General features: G+C 49.9%; 13 protein-coding genes. 5 read left to right on the top strand and 8 right to left on the bottom strand.

The annotated features are described in order from the left end of the window. The coding region (locus H6F51_01840; GenBank protein MBD1821259.1) for an IS1 family transposase at positions 1-107 on the top strand (107 nt) is incomplete at its 5' end. A gap of 200 nt (positions 108-307) precedes the next feature. Here the strand turns inward: H6F51_01840 and H6F51_01845 are convergent. Together H6F51_01845 and H6F51_01850 are read right to left on the bottom strand one after the other, a co-directional pair. Then, a complete protein-coding gene (locus H6F51_01845) occupies positions 308-3,859 on the bottom strand; it encodes an EAL domain-containing protein (protein MBD1821260.1) in 3,552 nt (1,183 codons plus the stop codon). A 218-nt stretch (positions 3,860-4,077) separates the two neighbouring features. Beyond that, a complete protein-coding gene (locus tag H6F51_01850) occupies positions 4,078-5,121 on the bottom strand; it encodes a hypothetical protein (protein MBD1821261.1) in 1,044 nt (347 codons plus the stop codon). Between the two features lie 110 nt (positions 5,122-5,231). Between H6F51_01850 and H6F51_01855 the strand changes: the two genes are divergently transcribed. Further along, positions 5,232-6,152 (top strand): metallophosphoesterase, encoded by a 921-nt coding sequence (locus tag H6F51_01855; GenBank protein MBD1821262.1) that lies wholly within the window; start codon positions 5,232-5,234, stop codon positions 6,150-6,152. Positions 6,153-6,276: 124 nt separating this feature from the next. On the opposite strand, the gene H6F51_01860 is transcribed toward H6F51_01855, so the two are convergent. After that, entirely contained in the window at positions 6,277-7,740 is a 1,464-nt protein-coding gene (locus tag H6F51_01860; protein ID MBD1821263.1) for a leucyl aminopeptidase, read from the bottom strand. A gap of 243 nt (positions 7,741-7,983) precedes the next feature. Here H6F51_01860 and H6F51_01865 point away from each other — a divergent pair, with 243 nt between their 5' ends. Next, positions 7,984-10,200, top strand: a complete 2,217-nt coding sequence (locus tag H6F51_01865) for a transglycosylase SLT domain-containing protein (GenBank protein MBD1821264.1) — start codon at positions 7,984-7,986, stop codon at positions 10,198-10,200. 172 nt (positions 10,201-10,372) lie between these two features. On the opposite strand, the gene H6F51_01870 is transcribed toward H6F51_01865, so the two are convergent. Then, positions 10,373-11,200, bottom strand: a complete 828-nt coding sequence (locus H6F51_01870) for a PHP domain-containing protein (GenBank protein ID MBD1821265.1) — start codon at positions 11,198-11,200, stop codon at positions 10,373-10,375. A gap of 22 nt (positions 11,201-11,222) precedes the next feature. Between H6F51_01870 and nei the strand changes: the two genes are divergently transcribed. Next, a complete protein-coding gene (nei, locus tag H6F51_01875; protein MBD1821266.1) occupies positions 11,223-12,053 on the top strand; it encodes an endonuclease VIII in 831 nt (276 codons plus the stop codon). 235 nt (positions 12,054-12,288) lie between these two features. Here the strand turns inward: nei and H6F51_01880 are convergent, their stop codons facing one another. From H6F51_01880 to H6F51_01895, 4 genes are all read right to left on the bottom strand, one after another. Then, positions 12,289-12,810, bottom strand: coding sequence for a hypothetical protein (locus H6F51_01880; protein MBD1821267.1), 522 nt, complete (start codon positions 12,808-12,810; stop codon positions 12,289-12,291). Between the two features lie 85 nt (positions 12,811-12,895). Beyond that, positions 12,896-13,291 (bottom strand): hypothetical protein, encoded by a 396-nt coding sequence (locus H6F51_01885; GenBank protein MBD1821268.1) that lies wholly within the window; start codon positions 13,289-13,291, stop codon positions 12,896-12,898. 203 nt (positions 13,292-13,494) lie between these two features. After that, a complete protein-coding gene (gene pyrF, locus H6F51_01890; protein ID MBD1821269.1) occupies positions 13,495-14,199 on the bottom strand; it encodes an orotidine-5'-phosphate decarboxylase in 705 nt (234 codons plus the stop codon). Next, a complete protein-coding gene (locus H6F51_01895; protein MBD1821270.1) occupies positions 14,196-15,404 on the bottom strand; it encodes a tyrosine--tRNA ligase in 1,209 nt (402 codons plus the stop codon). The genes pyrF and H6F51_01895 overlap by 4 nt, the downstream gene beginning before the upstream one ends. Positions 15,405-15,663: 259 nt before the next feature. Between H6F51_01895 and H6F51_01900 the strand changes: the two genes are divergently transcribed. Beyond that, a complete protein-coding gene (locus H6F51_01900) occupies positions 15,664-17,577 on the top strand; it encodes a penicillin-binding protein 1A (GenBank protein ID MBD1821271.1) in 1,914 nt (637 codons plus the stop codon). Positions 17,578-17,595: the final 18 nt, after the last annotated feature.

A 17,595-nucleotide genomic window follows, 5' to 3' on the forward strand; every position in this document is an offset into this window, starting at 1 on the left:
TGCATCGTAAGACCTTGTGCTACTCGAAGTCAGTGGAGATGCTCAGTCATTCGATTCGCTTGTTACTGCACTACCTCAAATTTCGAGATGTGCCCATTCCAGTCTAATTCATCCTCTCATTCAGCAATGCCTGACATCCTCTCATACCAAATTGATTTTTGAGTGCTACAGATCTTGGAAGCCCCCTAAATCCCCCACGAGTGGGGGACTTCAAGCCAAATCTGTTTCGGATTCTCAAAGTCCCCCAGTATGGGGGATTTAGGGGGCGAAGGATCTGTCGTATCAACAAATTGATTCGGTATCACACCTATGCTAAATCGGCTCTATAGAAGCGCTGGCTTGATAAGAGCGTGGTGATCGCTTCTTGGCTTAAGGCTTTTGAGAGTAATCGTCCTTGACCAAATTTGTAGCCCAGCTCTCGGAGTCTTTCGAGTTGCTGCTGGGTTTCGATGCCTTCCGCGATCGTGTTCAGTTCCAACTGATTGCTCAAAGCCGCAATTGTTTCAACAATTTGACGATCGCGTTTGCCGGACTGAATCTGATGCACAAAGCAGCGATCGACCTTGAGATTATCAATTGGTAAACGATGGAGGTAGCTTAACGATGAGTATCCTGTGCCAAAATCATCAATACTAATTTGAATCCCTCGTTCTTTAATCTGGTCGAGCAACCGAATCGTAGACTCAGTATCCTCAATCAACATACTTTCAGTAATCTCTAAAGTCAGAGAATCGCCTTGCAGGCGGGTTTGATCAAGAACACGATCGATCTCTTTGAGCAGATCCGATCGGCGTAAATCCAGAGCCGAAAGATTTACGCTCATCTTCATTCCAGAAACTTCAGGAAAAGTTGACTGCCATCTAGCAAGCTGATCGCAAGCTGTCCGAAGTGCCCAATAGTCTAGCCGGGTAATCAGTCCTGTTTCTTCCGCAACTGCAATGAATTCTCCAGGGAGTTTCAAGCCCTGAGTCGGATGCTGCCAGCGAATCAGCGCTTCAAATCCAATCACACAGCCTGTATCCAGCGCAACAATCGGCTGATAGTGCAGCACAAATTCTTGATTGTCGATCGCTCGGCGCAGGTCGTTTTCTAAATCCAGATGCTTCAATGCTTGCGTGTGCATTGAAGCATTAAAGATTTCATACCGTCCCTTGCCATTGGTTTTTGCCCGATACATCGCAATATCAGCATCGCGCAATAGGTCAGAAGCTTCAGCATACGCTTTCGTGCCTAGCACAATACCGATGCTAGCTGAGGTATAGACCTCTCGTTCTTCAATCAGGAGCGGAGTCTGTAGCGTGAAGAAAATTCGCTCGGCGACGTGAATCGCTTCTTGCATGTCCTGAATCTCATCGAGCAAGATGACAAATTCATCCCCCCCTAATCGAGCGACTAGATCAATGCGGCGGACTGTTGTTTGCAATTTTTGGGAGATCGCAATTAGCAATTGGTCGCCTGCTAAATGCCCCAAGCTATCGTTAATCACCTTGAAGCGATCGAGATCCAGAAATAGCACAGCAAAGCAATGATCCTGTAAACATCCCGCTCGATTGATCGCAAGTTCTAACCGCTCTATTAACAAATGGCGATTGGGTAATCCCGTTAGTGCATCATGTAAAGCATCATGTTTGAGCTGACTTTGAACTTGAATACGCTCTGTGACATCGCGAGAGGTGGTCTGGAGCTGAACAATTTCCCCTTTCGCGTTCACAATCGGCTTTGTCAACGTCTCAAACCAGATGTAGTGACCCGATTTCTGACGAATTCGATAGGTCACGGGCAACGGTTTTCCACGCACTGCCGTGATGTGAGCTTGTTTGTGGATGTAATCGCGATCGTCAGGATGAAAAAATGAATAGGGATCTTTCCCCAACATTTCGTCATGTCGATACCCTAGAAGCCCTTCGCAAGACGGACTCACATAGCAGTATCTTCCCTGCAAGTCGTGAAGACAAACCAAATCGTTTATGTTCTCGGCTAATAACCGATAGCGGGTTTCGCTCTCTCGCAATGCTTCTTCCGCTAATTTGCGATCGCTAATATCAACAATCAATCCATCCCAAAGCACGTCGCCATTGGATTGTCGAGTGGGGCGTGCAACTCCCTGTAACCATTTCAATGTTCCCGCAGGAGTAATCACGCGATATTGACATTGCCAGGTTTGCAGGCTTTCGTAAGACACTGCAACAGAAGCGTGCAGTTGTTCTGCATCATCAGGATGCGTTAATCCCCACACAACCGTTGGATCTTGCAGTGCTGCATCAAATTCAAAGCCATAGACATCGCGAAAACCAGAACTAATGTAAGTGAATTGATCAGAACCATCGGGTCGGAGGCGATAACCATAGAGAATTCCAGGCACATTGTCTGCCATCTTTTGAAATCGGCTTTCACTTTCCCGAAGTGCAGTTTCTATGCGGCGGCGCTCTTCTAGTTCCTGTTGTACCTGCTGATAAAGATTGGCTTGCTGAATTGCAACTTCTAGCTGGTCTGCAACGGACTGAGCGAGTTCAAGCTGATCGTCTTGCCAGACGAGGGATTGTTGGGTTGTCGCGATCGTAAAACTACCCCAAATTCTTCCGTCAATCACCAAGGGAATCAGTAATCGTGCTCCGGGCAAGCATCGAACATTTTCCTGGTTAATCGAGTCCTCCAGACAGGATGTATCTTCAACTCGGACTTGCTGCAATTGCTTGAGTTGCTCTGCAAACGGATTTCCCGCATCGGCAATTTCTAACCCGATCATGGCTGGGGCGCTCGGATCATGATGAAATTCCGCAACATACTTCCAAATTTCTTGCTCTGGTAGGTACTGCACCACAAAGCAATCGAGATTTTTCAACAGCAGAGCCGTTTCTTTAGTGGCAGTCGCAAAAATGGTGTCTAAGTCTAACGAGTTACGGATTGCCTGAAATACTCGATTTAATGCCTGTTCGCGGAGGATTTTTTCTTGTAGTGCAGTAACGTCACGTCCCACCGATTGAATTTCGATCAGTTGTCCCTGCTGATCAAAAATCCCCAAATCTAGCCACTGCGTCCAGCCCGTTTGATCATTTGCACGAACGTCTTGATTAATACTTTCAAAGATCGGATGATTTGGGCTAAGCGTAGCAATCTTGCAATGAAGTTTTTCTAAGTCATGTTGGGGAACAAAGCTACTCCACTTTGTCCCAACAATTTGATCTAGAGTACGACCTAGCGCATGACAGAGCGCATCATTGGCAAAGGTAATCGTGGTATCTGGCAGCGATCGTAAAATTAAGTCTGTTTGCGCCTGTACTAACTGGCGGTAGCGGTATTCACTAACTAACAGCGTATTTTCCACGACCTGCTGCTCTAGTTCGCGGCGTTTGCGTTCAGCCTCGCTGCGCTTTCTCTCGCTGATATCTTGAAACGTTGCGATCGCGTACCTCACCTGTCCCTGCTGATCCAGCATCGGTGTCGCCCAAACTTCCAGAGGAATTACACGGTCAGCATGGTGAATTTCTATGTCATCCACCCAAACGACTTCGCCCTTTAATGCGCGATGACTGGGTAAAGCATCCACTGGGTAAAGCTGCTGAGTTCCTTGCTGATACAGTTGAAATGTTTCAGAGAGTCGTTCGGAATGCACTTGGGCTGCGTAATTCACCCCTAGCAATGAGCGTCCAGCCTGATTGATATAGACGACTTTCCCAACGGAATTATGCACAGTAATCCCGATCGGCGTAGCATCTAGAAACTGAATTAGACGAGGTTCGTCTCCGGATACGGTTGCGCCTGCAATCAGAGACTCGACTAAGAGCTTGACAGACTCTGGTGTTTTTTCCCAGTCCTCTGGCGAGACTTGCTCACAGGGGAAGGGTTGCTGTTTTGCCATCACCCCAGCACCTTAGATTTGATAAAGAGATTGATAAAGCGATTGTCTAAGAGTTTACCCGCCTCCCAGATCTATTCTTAGTTTTTGTTGATTGAAAAATAGCATGACTGTAGAGATGTGATCGATCGCGTCGCTACCAACAATTCCGCCATGATCGATTCTGTGCAACGTTCACCAATCAACGTTCATCAATCAAATGAGTATGACATTTAAGAGAGCTAAGAGAGCGCAGCTTTGCGTTTGAGGATGATCATTGTTTCGCCGACGATCGGAGGACGCGCTAGTAGAGATCCTTGAGCATCAGTAATTTCAAGTCTAGGCAAGTCGAAGGTCTGGGATCGTGCCCAGAGTTCGTTGGCAAATTGATCCTGCTGCTCTGCACTAAAGCGATACCAATCTTCGGAGACGCGCACCTTGATCTGGGCGCGATCGATTTGCGGTTCAACTCCCATTACCAAACCCCCAATGAACCGATCGCTAATTTCCATGATTTGAGATTGAATTGCGGCAACTTGTTTTTGTTCTGGGGTGAGTTCTGGTTCTGGAGGAGTTGAAATCGGTTCTGCGACTGGTTCAGGCTGGGGTGCTGCTTCGACCATTGGTTCTTCAACAACTGGTTCAGGAACAATTAGTTCAGGGGCTGGTTCAGAGATCGGTTCAATTGTCGAAGGTGCTACTGGCGCCTCGGCAACAGAGACTTCAGCAGGCTCAACCTCCTCTATAACTGGGACTTCAGCAGGTTCAATCACCTCTACCGGAGTCGAAACAATCTCAGGAGCCGCTTCGGGAGTAGTGAGATTGGTCGGGAATGGAGTCGGTTGAACTGGAGCCGTCACAGGTGGACGACTGGCAACTTGAACGGGTTGTGGAGGTTTCGAGGCAAAGAGTGAAGACGTGAACCAAAATAAAACGACGATCGCCCCTGCGACAATGCCGCTCAACGCTCGATCGCCCAGTTTTCCGTTCAGAGTTGCAGGCAGACGATCGCGAATCACGCTCAGCAATTTTCTCCAAATAGGCAAGAATCGTTCTACGGCGATCGTCAAGCCCGTCGCAATTTTCACCAGTAGTGGATTGAGTTCGTTAGCCGCTTCGACGCGATCGGCAGCGCTCTCTAGAATCCGGCTCGTCGATCGGAGTGTCCCGATCGTTCTCGTTTTCAGCGTCGTCAGGATCTTGCGGGCGGTGGCTTGAGAGTGTGGCAAACTGGACTGGGATTCTGTCGGTGAGTTTGTAGGGGAATTTGCGTCTGGGTGTGACATAGATGTGATCTCCTCGACAAATGAAATCCGTTAGCGTCCGGTAGAGTGAAAATCAGTTGAACTTTCAATCTATCATCTGTCGATCGCACTGTTGTTTAGAACTAGCCGATATGAGTCTAAAGCGTCGTCAACTTCTGGTTTTAGGAGGATTAGGTAGCCTCGGTCTCGTGGTTGCTGGAAAAACCTTGAGTCGTTCCCCTGAACCGTCTTCGAGCATGGCTCAAACCGTGTCTGAGCCGCCTAAGCCCTCTGCTAATGAACTGATGCTGCGCTTTGTTGCCGTGGCAGACTCAGGGGCAGGCGATCGCAACCAGTTTGCCTCAGCAGATGCGATGGCAGCCTATCACCGCAAAAATCCCTATTCGCTGGTCACTCTAGCAGGCGACAACATTTACGACAGTGGCGAAATGGAGCGGATTGGCGTTGCCTTTGAGCAACCTTACGCCCCGCTCCTGAAGCAAAATGTCCGCTTCCGCGCCTGCTTGGGAAATCATGACATCCGTACCGAAAACGGCGATCCGCAAGTTCGTTATGCCGGGTTCAACATGAACGGACGTTACTATACTTACCGCGAAAAAGATGTCCAGTTCTTTGTGCTCGATACTAACGGTAACGCCGATTGGAAAGACCAGATTGCTTGGCTCGATGCTGAGTTGGGGCGCAGTTCTGCACCCTGGAAAGTTGTTTATGGGCATCATCCGATTTATTCGTCGGGCGTGTACGGCACCGATCCAGTCATGATTCAGAGGTTTGCCCCGCTATTCAAGAAACATCAAGTCCAGCTTTATATCAATGGACATGAACATCATTACGAGAGATCGACCTCGATCGACGGCACAACCTATTTAGTGACCGGAATTGGTGGCGCACATTTACGCCGCGTTGGACGCTCGAAGACGACAGAGTACGCTGTGTCTCGCTATGGATTCAGCGCGATCGAAGTTTATCCCGATCGTCTCCAGATCGAAGGGATTGGCACAGATGGACTGGTGTTCGATCGTGGAATCGTCGCCAGAGCCGCCACCGTATGATCTCAAATCTCTAAATGGTTGCTGTAAGCCGTTCAGCCTCCACCCAGAATCGAGGGAGGATTGCTTTTCAGACTGTACTGTGAGTTGGGGAATACAACCCTCCCCAACTCACAGATCTTTAAACCTAACTCAGCACCCAATCTACCAGCAGCCTGACGCCGTAACCCGTTGCGCCTGCCCCGTTGTAGCCATTCTCTTTATCCGTCCAAACTGGGCCTGCCACATCTAGGTGCGCCCAAGGAGTCTCTTTGACATACTGCTTGAGAAACAGTGCTGCTGAAATTGCACCACCTGCCCGTGCTCCGGTGTTCTTCATGTCCGCAATGCCCGACTTCATACTTTCAAAGTATTTTTCTTCCATCGGCATTCGCCAAAGTTTTTCGCCCGATTGCTCACTCGCTTTCAGGAGTTGATCGGCAAGTTCATCGTTGGGACTCCACAAGCCCGCAATGTTATCGCCTAACGCAATCACGCAAGCTCCGGTAAGAGTCGCTAGATCGACGATCGCATCCACCCCTAATTTCTCTGTATAAACCAATGCATCCGCCAGCGTTAAGCGTCCCTCCGCATCGGTGTTATTGATTTCGATCGTCTTGCCGTTCGATGCCGTGAGAATATCTCCGGGGTGAATCGCCCGACCACTGATCATGTTTTCCGTCACTGCCGAGATAAAATGCACCTCGACATCGGGTTTCAGTTGCGCGATCGCTTTAACGGCTCCAAAGGTTGCACCCGCGCCCCCCATGTCGGTCTTCATCATTTCGATGCCGCTTCCCGCACCTTTGATATTCAAGCCACCGGAATCGAACGTGAGACCTTTACCAATGATCGCCACTTTCTTGCGCGGGGTTCCTTGCGGTTTGTAGGTGATGTGAATGAACTTCGGCGGCAGGTCAGACGCTTGAGCGACACCCAGAAAAGCTCCCATCCCCAGCTTTTCGCAATCTTCTTTTTCGAGAATTTGAATCTCTAAGCCGTGTTCATTCGCGATCGCCAGCGCGGTTTCTGCCATCGTGACCGGAGTGACGTAATTTGCTGGAGCCGCTACCAGTTCACGCGCTAGAAATACACCAGAGCAGATTTGACGCGCCTTTTCGATTGCCGCTTCTTGTCCGGCTAAACCAAGCAGCTCGATCGCGTCGATCTTGCCGTTTTCGTCGGGTTCTGACTTAAAGCGCACATCTTTGTAAAGCCCCAGTTCGATGCCTTCAACGATCGCTTGCGTGGTTGTCGCCGCATCATCGTTGCAGAGCGGCAAGCTCACACCGAGCGTTTTGCAGCGTTCGCGCTTGGCTAACTTGGCAACCGCAGCACCCGATCGTCGCAATGCCTCGCCATTGAACGCCTCTGGTTTACCCAATCCCACCAAGAGAAGTTTCCGAATCGGGCTGCCTGCGATTCGAGTCGATGCCGTACTGCCGGATTTCCCTTTGAACTCAGCATCTGCGATTAATTCTGCGATCGCACCGGATAATTTTTGGTCAAGCGCTGCCACATCGCTCGACAATTCTGCGCCTTCAAATAGCCCGATCGCTAGGCCATCACCTGACCATTCGAGTAGGGGAGTTCCCGTGACTGTTAAATTCATGCCAATCGCCCTTAAGAGTGGGTTCTAACGTCTGTTTTCCAGTATCGATCATAAAGTGGGGAGTCGGGAGTCGGGAGGGGGAAGCGATTTTCTGGGGTGTGGCGTTATTCCCTTTGCAAAAGATGATGTGGCTTTGCCCCTATCTCCGCACTCCTCGCTGAATTGATTGCTTCAGAATCATTAAAACTTTGCTATAACTGCTTACAGTTTGCGTCAAATTGCCCCTTCTTTCTGGATTTTCCAATGCGAAAGCCACTGTTTCAAGCGCGGAAGTTTTGGTTAGTGCTAGCAACTGGAGTTGGAGCGATCGGCATCGTGGCGGGTGCGCTGATCCCGATCGAAAAACTTCAGCAAGTCTCGCAAGTGCCCTCGAATGTTGTAAATTCGCTACAGTCTGTGACAGCTCCCGCATCGGGTGGCGTTGGAACTCCGAGCCGGTTAATTAGCCCATTGGTGGCAAAATCGGCGACGGAGCGAGCCGGGGCGCTCAAGCAGGCGACACAAAGCGCCAGTTCGACTTTAGAGCGCGATCGTGCTCGATATTTGTTGGCAACCGATTTGATTGCTCAAGGTCAAGGTGAAAAAGCACTAGAGCAACTGAAGGATCTAGAGAAAAGCTATCCAGTTTTAGCGGCGCAAATTGGGATGAAACGCGCCCAAGCGTATGAAGTTACAGGCAAGCAGAAAGAAGCGGCGCAGACCTTACAAGCGATCGTTAAACAGTTTCCGAAAGAACCCGCCACGGCAGAAGCACTCTTTACTTTAGGGCGCAAAAATTCCCAATATTGGGATCAAGCTTTAGCCCAATTTCCATCGCATCCAAGATCGATCGAGATCGCTAAAACTCGCCTCAAGCAAAATCCGAAGCAGCTTCCCTTACTGTTGATTGTTGCCAAATACGGCACAAGCAGCAATGGATACACTGAGCTACTGGATAAACTCGTTTCGCAGTATGGCACTCAGTTACAGCCACAGGACTGGGAAGCGATCGCATTCGGGTACTGGGAGAACCAAGTTTATGATAAAGGTGCGATCGCGTATGCTCGCGCTCCTCAAACTCCACTGACCGCATATCGATCGGCGCGAGGGCTGCATCTAAGCGGCAGACCCGGAGCCGTCGAACGCTATCGTCAAATGGTGCAGCAGTTTCCCAACTCTCCAGAGGCAGGGTTAGCGTTGACGCGATTAGCCGCATTAGCCGACACTCCCCCCACTGCGATCGCGTATCTTGATCAAGTGATTCAAAACTTTCCCGATCGTGCACCAGAGGCTTTAGTAGAAAAGTCGAAGCTGCTCGACAAGATGAACAGTGCGAAAACGGCTGCACAAATGCGGCAGTTGGTTCTGACTCAATATGCCAATTCGGAGGCTGCTGCTGAGATGCGCTGGGACTATGCTCAACGCAGCGCCAAAACTGGAAACCTCAAGCTTGCAAAACAGTGGGCAGAACCTGTGTTAACCCACAATCCCACCAGTGAGATTGCAGCAGAAGCGGGGTTTTGGGCAGGAAAATGGGCGCAACGAATCGGCAACAATGATCAAGCAGCAAAACTGTTTCAAAAAGTCCTGAGCGAACATTCAGAGTCCTATTACGCATGGCGATCGGCAGCGATGCTCGGTTGGAATGTGGGCGACTTTAACACGGTGCGATCAATGAATCCCCAAGTGCAAAAGCCGCTCGCTCGTCCAGAACTTCCAGCAGGTTCACCTGCCCTCAAGGAGCTCTATCAACTCGGTCAAGAGCGCGATGCTTGGTCACATTGGCAGATCGAATTTCAGAATCGGGTACAACCATCGATCGCAGAACAATTCACCGATGGCGTAATGCGGTTGGGCGTTGGGGAAAATCTCGATGGGCTTTATATGGTCGGGAGTTTGCGCGATCGTGAAAAACCGGAAGATAAAGCGAAGTATCAGGAGCTAAGAAAGCAGATCGGGTACTGGCAAGCGCTGTATCCGTTCCCTTACGTAGAAACGATCGAGAATTGGTCACAGCAGCGCCAACTTAATCCGATGTTGGTAACGGCTTTGATTCGACAAGAATCGCGCTTTGAACCAGACATCAAATCCAGCGTAGGAGCGGTTGGGCTGATGCAAGTGATGCCCGAAACAGGCGAATACATTGCCAACAATATTAAAGTTAAGCAGTTCAAACTCGCTGACCCTGAAACGAATATCAAGTTTGGAACCTGGTATCTAGACTATACACACTTGCAGTACGACAATAATTCGATGTTAGCAGTAGCTAGCTACAATGCCGGGCCCGGTGCAGTGGCAGGATGGGTAAGTAAAGCGAAATCACAAGATCCAGATGAATTTGTCGAAGCAATTCCCTATTCTGAAACGAGAGGATATGTGAAATCCGTGTTAGGCAACTATTGGAACTATCTGAGACTTTACAATCCAGAGATTTCTCAACGAGTCGCACAGGTGGCAAAAGATCATCCCAAAGGAAACTGACGTGCGCTCGCGGGTTTCTATCAGAATCTCCAGTCGCAACGATCGATACTGAGAACTTTCAAAAACACAAAAAACCTCCGACTTTAACATCGGAGGTTAAATCATCAGGGTGCATCTACCAATCACCGTATTCGAGTCTTCTAGAACTTATCCGGAGAAACCTGAGAATTGTTCAGCCCTTAAGGTGGTTCGCCGCCTGCTTGATCGGCTCAAGGAGATCGATCGACACCTTTAAGCTATTGAGCGATCGATATTCATCCGGCTTGCTATCCGCCGGAATGCCGTGAAAATCACTGCCCCCGCTCATCAACAATCCGTACTGAGCGCACATTTCTTTCAGCCGTTCTGCTTGCCAAAGTGTATGGCTTGGATGATAGACTTCCAGCCCCATCAATCCCGCTTCGACCAGTTGCGGTAGAACCTCTTTGACAGGTGCGCCTCGAAATAGAAACGGATGTGCCCAAATCGGAACTGCACCACACTCACGCAGCAATTGAATGCCTGCGATCGCGCTAAATTTCTCGTATTGCACAAAGGCGGGGCGATCGTCGGCTAAGAATCGATCGAAGGCTTCTCGCGTCGATTCCACATGACCCGCTCTCACCAGGGCAGAGGCAATATGCGGACGACCCGGAGCCATGCCTTCACCCATCGAGGGAAGCTCAATTTCATATCCCAGTGCTGCGAGTTTATCGATCATCTCTTGAGCACGGCGTTTTCGTCCTTCGAGGCGTTCGCTCAACGGGGGAACGAGACGATCGCGATCCGGATAAAAGCCCAAAATATGCAGAGAGCGATCGCGCCAAACGGTGCTTAATTCTAGACCGGGAACGATTTCGAGTTCGGGAGGAGCCGCCGCAATCGCTTCATCCCACCCGGAAACTGTATCGTGATCGGTAATCGCAAGCGCACGCACACCGGACTCGATCGCCATCCCTACGAGTTCGGTCGGACTCAGCATTCCGTCTGAGTAAGTTGTGTGACAATGTAGTTCTAACATACCTCTAATCTAGCGCACCCCAATGCCTGAAGGCCCTGAAATTCGCATCTCGGCTGACCAAATTGCAGCAGCACTGGTCGATCGACGAGTGACAGAAATCTTCTTTGCGTTTGAGCGATTAAAACCCTACGAATCTCAGTTGATCGGGCAGTGTGTAACGGCGGTGCGGACTCGCGGCAAAGGCATGGTGATTTGCTTTAGCAATCAGCTTTATCTCTACAGCCACAATCAGCTTTATGGTCGCTGGTATGTACGCCAACCTCATTCTTATCCACAAACAAATCGACAGTTACGGCTAGCTATTCACAATGCTCAGAAATCTGCATTGCTGTACAGTGCTTCTGAGATTGATGTATTACAACAATCCGAGTTAGCGACGCATCCATTCTTGAGTCGGATTGAATTAGATGTGTTAGACGAAGCAGTGACTGTCGAACAGGTTGAAGCAAGGTTTCGAGACAAGCGGTTTTATCGTAGACAGTTACCGATTTTATTGTTAGACCAGCATTTCCTGGGTGGATTGGGAAACTATCTTCGCAGTGAGATTCTATTTGTAGCGCGAGTGTATCCGGTGTTGCGATCGATCGATTGTTCTGACAATCAAATTCATGCACTAGCACAAGCTGTTCTAACTGTCACACAACAGTCTTATCAGACAAAGGGCATCACCAATGATTTAACCCTTGCAATGCAATTAAAAGCCCAAGGACAAAAGCGAAGTGACTATCGGCATTCTGTGTTTAATCGAGAGAATCGCCCCTGCTTTGTCTGTGGAACCTTGATTGTGAAAGAAATCCTTGCAGGACGGCCATTGTATTACTGTCCTCATTGCCAAGCAAAGATTGTCTCTTGATACCAAATTAATTTTTGAGTGCTACAGATCTTGGAAGCCCCCTAAATCCCCCATACTGGGGGACTTCAAGCCCAATCTGTTTCGGATTCTCAAAGTCCCCCAGTATGGGGGATTTAGGGGGCGAAGGATCTGTAGCATTAACAAATTGATTCGGTATGAGACGTTGCATTACCGCTCTATTCAATCAGCATCGAACTGGATATCAACGCAGCAAGAGGCTTTAGAAGTTAGTCGATCACTCACTGCGGACTCGAATTCCTTGAGCATTGCAATCCCGTAGCCACAGTTGAACCGCTTGCCCAATTACTCCGTCACGGCTTTCCCTGGGCGGAGTGATCGGCTGACTGGGGATAGTCGTACCAATTCGAGTAAACATCAGCGCTAGTTGCCAACCTTCTGGAGTGCGGGTGAGAAATAGCCAGTGAAATTGTTGCAGCTCGACTCCTTTACCGCTGACAAATTCACGTCCTAACGTTGTGATAAAGGCTTGTTTGAGTGTGGGATCAACGGGTCGATCGCTGTTAAGCGGTAACGGCTCAAATTCAGGTCGTCCGGCTAGCAGGACTGAGCTTCTCGGTGAACGAATGGTGCCAAGGCGCGATCGAGCAGCAATGCGATTGGCATATCCAGGCAGAGCCGGCAGCATTGCTTTTATCATTGGTTCAACTTCGGTCGGGCAGGCAACACGCGCCGCATGAGCCGGAGAAATTGGCAGGAGAGTGGCGATCGCAACACCAAGAGCAATAATTCGCTGCATCGTTATTCAGAGACTTTAGAAATAAAATGTCGATCGTAGTTTGAACCACGATCGACGAGAATCTGCATTGCAGAAGTTCCCAGAATTAGATTATCCCTGATCCTTTTCCGCGCTGGTCAGCATCCATCGTTAAAGCTCCTGCTTCATCTTGATTGATGTCGTGCAGTTCTTCAGCCCGCTCTGCCTTTGCCTCCTCTTCAGCTTGCCGCGCATCTCCCGGCACTTCGTAGTACATCTCTGGCTCAATGGCATAGTTGTTCAGCAAGCCTTCTTGATCAACGGTATACCCATCCGTCATTTTGATGCTGCCTTCATCCGTTTGATCATCAGTTGCTGCACTCGCTTCTCGTGCTTCGGTCGGTGTTGTTTTGAATTGCTCACCTTCGCGCTCCTTGCGGGCGGCTGTTTCGGCTGGAACAATTCCACGATCGTAGGTATCTCTGTTAACCCGATTAGATGAGTCGCTTGTATTGTTAACCATAAATCTTCTCCTTAATATCAAATGGTAGTTAAGACTACCAAGATTAAGAGGTAGACTACCAGGCTGCGCGAAACAGAAGAATCCTCCCCACGCTTGAAATAAACTGCTTCAAAGTCCGGCGGTCTCATCCACAAGGTCAACACCGCCAGGAGAAATCAGGGTATTTTGATATACGTCGCCATTAGGAGTCCGTAGAGCAATTTTCATCCTGCAAGTTCCTCACAAATTCGATCGAACGCCCCCACCGGATCATCCGCTGCCGTAATCGGTCGCCCAATCACCAAATACGTTGCGCCCGCCGCAATTGCCTGCTTCGGAGTCATTATTCGCTGCTGATCTCCCGCAGCCGCCCAAGTTGGACGCACCCCCGGACAAACCAGCACAAATTCATCACCGCAAACCTGCCGCAGTTGCGCGACTTCCTGCGGCGAACAAACTGCCCCTGATAACCCACTTTCTTTTGCCAAAAGCGCCATTTCTAACGCATATTCGGGCAGTTCGAGCGGAATCTTCAACTCAAACGCTAGCGATCGCGCCGATAAACTCGTTAACACCGTAATTGCAATCAACTTCGACGGCGTAGCCCCCTCTGGAGTATTTGACTCGATCGCTCGTTGCGCCTGCTCTAATGCGGTTTTCCCGGCAGTCGCATGAATCGTAATCAAATCCACACCAAATCGAGCCGCCGCCGCACAAGCGCCCGCAACCGTATTCGGAATGTCGTGGAACTTCAGATCAAGAAAAATCCGTTTCTGACGCTGCTTCAGAATCGTTAAAATGTTCGATCCACTGCTGACAAAGAGTTCTAAGCCGACTTTCCAAAAGGTAACTTGAGGCAGCTTATCGATGAGCGCGATCGCGGCTGCTTCCGACGGCACATCTAACGGAACAATGATGCGATCGTTCATGGCACAAACCGCACAAACTTACTTTTACCAAGCTGAAGCACTTTTCCGCTCAGCGCTTCTGGTGACTCAAACAAACGATCGACCTCACTCATTTTTTCACCGTCCAGTTTCACCGCTCCGCCTTGAATCTGTCGCCGCGCTTCGGAGCTGCTTTTACACAGACCCGCCGCACTCACGAGATAAAACAGTTTCGCCGGAAATTGCACCCCAGACAGCGAAAATTCTGGCACCGAATCGCTCTCGGTTCCCCCACCTTGAACCAGATTCAGCGCTGCGCTTTGCGCTTCAAGAGCGCGTTCTTTGCCGTGATAGTGGCTCACCACATCCAGCGCCAGAAGTTTTTGACGATCGCGAGGTTTCTCCGGCAGTTGATCGAGCGGTAAATCGGTCAGAAGCTCAAAATATTGCTCGATCGCGTTGTCTGGAACTTTCTCTAATTTCGAATACATACTGAGCGGATCTTCCGACAATCCGACATAGTTCCCCAGAGACTTAGACATTTTCTGAACGCCATCTAACCCCGGCAAAATCGGCATCAGCAATCCAAACTGCGGAGTCTGCCCAAAATGACGCTGCAAATCCCGTCCGACGGCGAGATTGAACTTCTGATCGGTTCCGCCGAGTTCGACATCGGCTTCTAGCGCCACCGAATCGTAGCCCTGCATCAACGGGTATAAAAATTCGTGCAGATAAATCGCGCTTCCTTGCTTGTAGCGCTCCGCAAAGCCTTCCTTCGCCAGCATTTGCCCGACCGTCATCGTTGCCAGCAATTCGAGAATCTTGCTCAAATCCAGCTTAGAGAGCCATTCCGAGTTGTAGCGTATCTCTAACCGCCCTGGGGTCTCAAAATCCAGAATCGGGCGCAACTGCTTTAGATAAGTTGCAGCATTTGCCTTCACCTCCTCTTCGGTCAATTGCTTCCGCACCTCGGATTTTCCTGTCGGATCGCCGATTCTCGCGGTAAAATCTCCAATCAATAGCACCGCTGTATGTCCAGCATCCTGAAACTGCCGCAACTTGCGGTAAATGGTACTATGACCCAAATGAATATCAGTTCCCGTCGGATCAATGCCAAACTTAATCCGCAATGGGCGGTTGCTCTTCTCCAAGCGCACCCGTAAATTTTCAGTCGGCTGAGCCGAATCTGGCTGATCCGGGAAAATCTCGGTCGTACCCCGAAACAGCCAGTCAAGAGAATGAGACATACTTTATACTTTTGAGAAAAATCAACAGTCTAAACAACGGCTTCTTATTTTGACCTAAATCGAATCCACACGACTAAACGATATTGCTCGATCGATTTGCTCCATTTGCCTGAGTCTCAATTATCCTACTAAAGTTGTTTCACCTCATCTCGGAAATTGTCTCAACGATTCAAGGTCTGACGGAATTTTCTTCCAATCTCTGAATCCTTTCTCATGCCCTACTTCTTTAACTGATTCTTTAACTGAAAGAGAGTTTGCCGTGTCGTCCAATACCCTTAGACAAAAGCAGCAGCAGCAACAACCCGAAACCACAAAGGAATTTTTCCAGTCGGTGGGCAAAGTGACGGGCGGAACGCTGCTGGCGATTACGATGCTGTCGAGTTCAGTCGTTGCAGGCGGTCTTGTCGGACTCGCGATTAGTTTTCGTAATTTGCCGGATGTACGATCGCTGCGTGCCTTTAAACCCAGCGAAACGACGCATATCTACGACATAAAAGGCAAAAAGCTCACCAGTATTCACGGTGAAGCAAACCGGGAAGTCGTGCCGCTCAACAGCATTTCTCCGCATCTCAAACGGGCAGTAATCGCGATCGAAGACAGCTATTTTTATTCGCATAGCGGCGTGAATGCAGGGGCGATCGCACGGGCAGGGGTAGCAAACTTCACATCCGGGCGCACCGTTGAGGGCGGTTCTACGGTGACGATGCAGCTTGTGAAGAACCTATTTCTGTCGCCGGAGCGTGCCCTGAGTCGAAAAGTTGCGGAAGCCGTCTTAGCGCTAAGAATCGAGCAGATTTTCAAAAAAGACCAGATTCTTGAGATGTATCTGAATCAGGTCTATTGGGGGCACAACACCTATGGAGCGCAGACCGCCGCCAGAAGCTATTTCAACAAAGATGCAGCCAGTCTGAATTTGGCAGAATCGGCAATGATGGCAGGGCTGATTCAATCGCCCGAAGCCCTCAGCCCCTTTGCGGACATGAAGGCGGCAAAAGCGCGTCAAGCCGATGTGCTGAATCGAATGCGAGAACTCGGTTGGATCACAGCATCTGAAGAAGCTGCTGCCCGCAAATATCCGATCAAGCTCGGAAAAATTACCTCGTTCCAGACCAGTCAAATGCCGTATGTCACCGATGCGGTGGTGCAAGAACTGACGCGCAAATTCGGGCGAGATGCAGTCCTCAAGGGCGGAATGCGGATTCAAACGACGATCGATTCTCGAATGCAGCGCATCGCTGAAGACACAGCACGTCGATCGCTTGCCTCGATCAATGCTCAAGGAGTCGGCGCGGATCAGATGTCGATCGTTGCGGTTGATCCCCGGACACAGTTTGTGAAAGCGATGGTCGGCGGTGTCAATGCAAAGAAGAGCCAGTTCAACCGCGCGATTCAAGCGTTGCGGCAACCGGGATCAGCGTTTAAGCCTTTTGTGTACTATGCGGCTTATGCGTCCGGCAAGTACGCGCCAGATTCCACCATCCTCGATGCGCCTGTGGGATATCCCGATGGCTATGATATGTACTACCCCCAGAACTACGATCGTAGCTTCGGGGGTGCCATGACCCTGAGACGCGCTCTAGAGCAATCTCGCAACGTTCCCGCCGTGAAGCTTGGGCAAGAAATCGGTCTTAATAAAATTGTCGAAATTTGTCGCAGCATTGGAATCAAAAGCCCGATTAACCCCGTGATTTCGCTGCCCTTGGGAGCCGTTGACCTGACTCCGCTAGAAATGGCAAGCTCTTACGCTGCCTTCGCAAATAACGGGTGGTACTCAGAAGCGACTTTAATTGCACAAGTGACCGATAGTAGCGGCAACGTCCTCCTAGATAACACGCCGAAACCGAGACTGGTGCTTGATCCCTGGGCATCTGCTGCAACCAACGATACGCTTCAAGGGGTGATCACACGCGGAACTGCCACTGCTGCGCAGATTGGTCGTCCCGCCGCAGGTAAAACCGGAACCACGTCATCCGAGCGTGATATCTGGTTTGTTGGCTATGTGCCTCAGCTTTCGACTGCCGTTTGGGTCGGGAATGATGACTATACAACTCTGGGAGGTGGGGCAACGGGAGGCACGTTTGTGGCTCCAATCTGGCGTGATTTCATGTCTCAAGCGCTGCAAGATGTCCCGGTTGAGCGCTTCCGTCCTCCGTCGGACTTCGATCGACCTTGAGAAGTCCGTTCGCGATCG

It is taken from the genome of Cyanobacteria bacterium FACHB-DQ100 (assembly GCA_014695195.1).
Classification (GTDB): Bacteria; Cyanobacteriota; Cyanobacteriia; order Leptolyngbyales; family Leptolyngbyaceae; genus Leptolyngbya.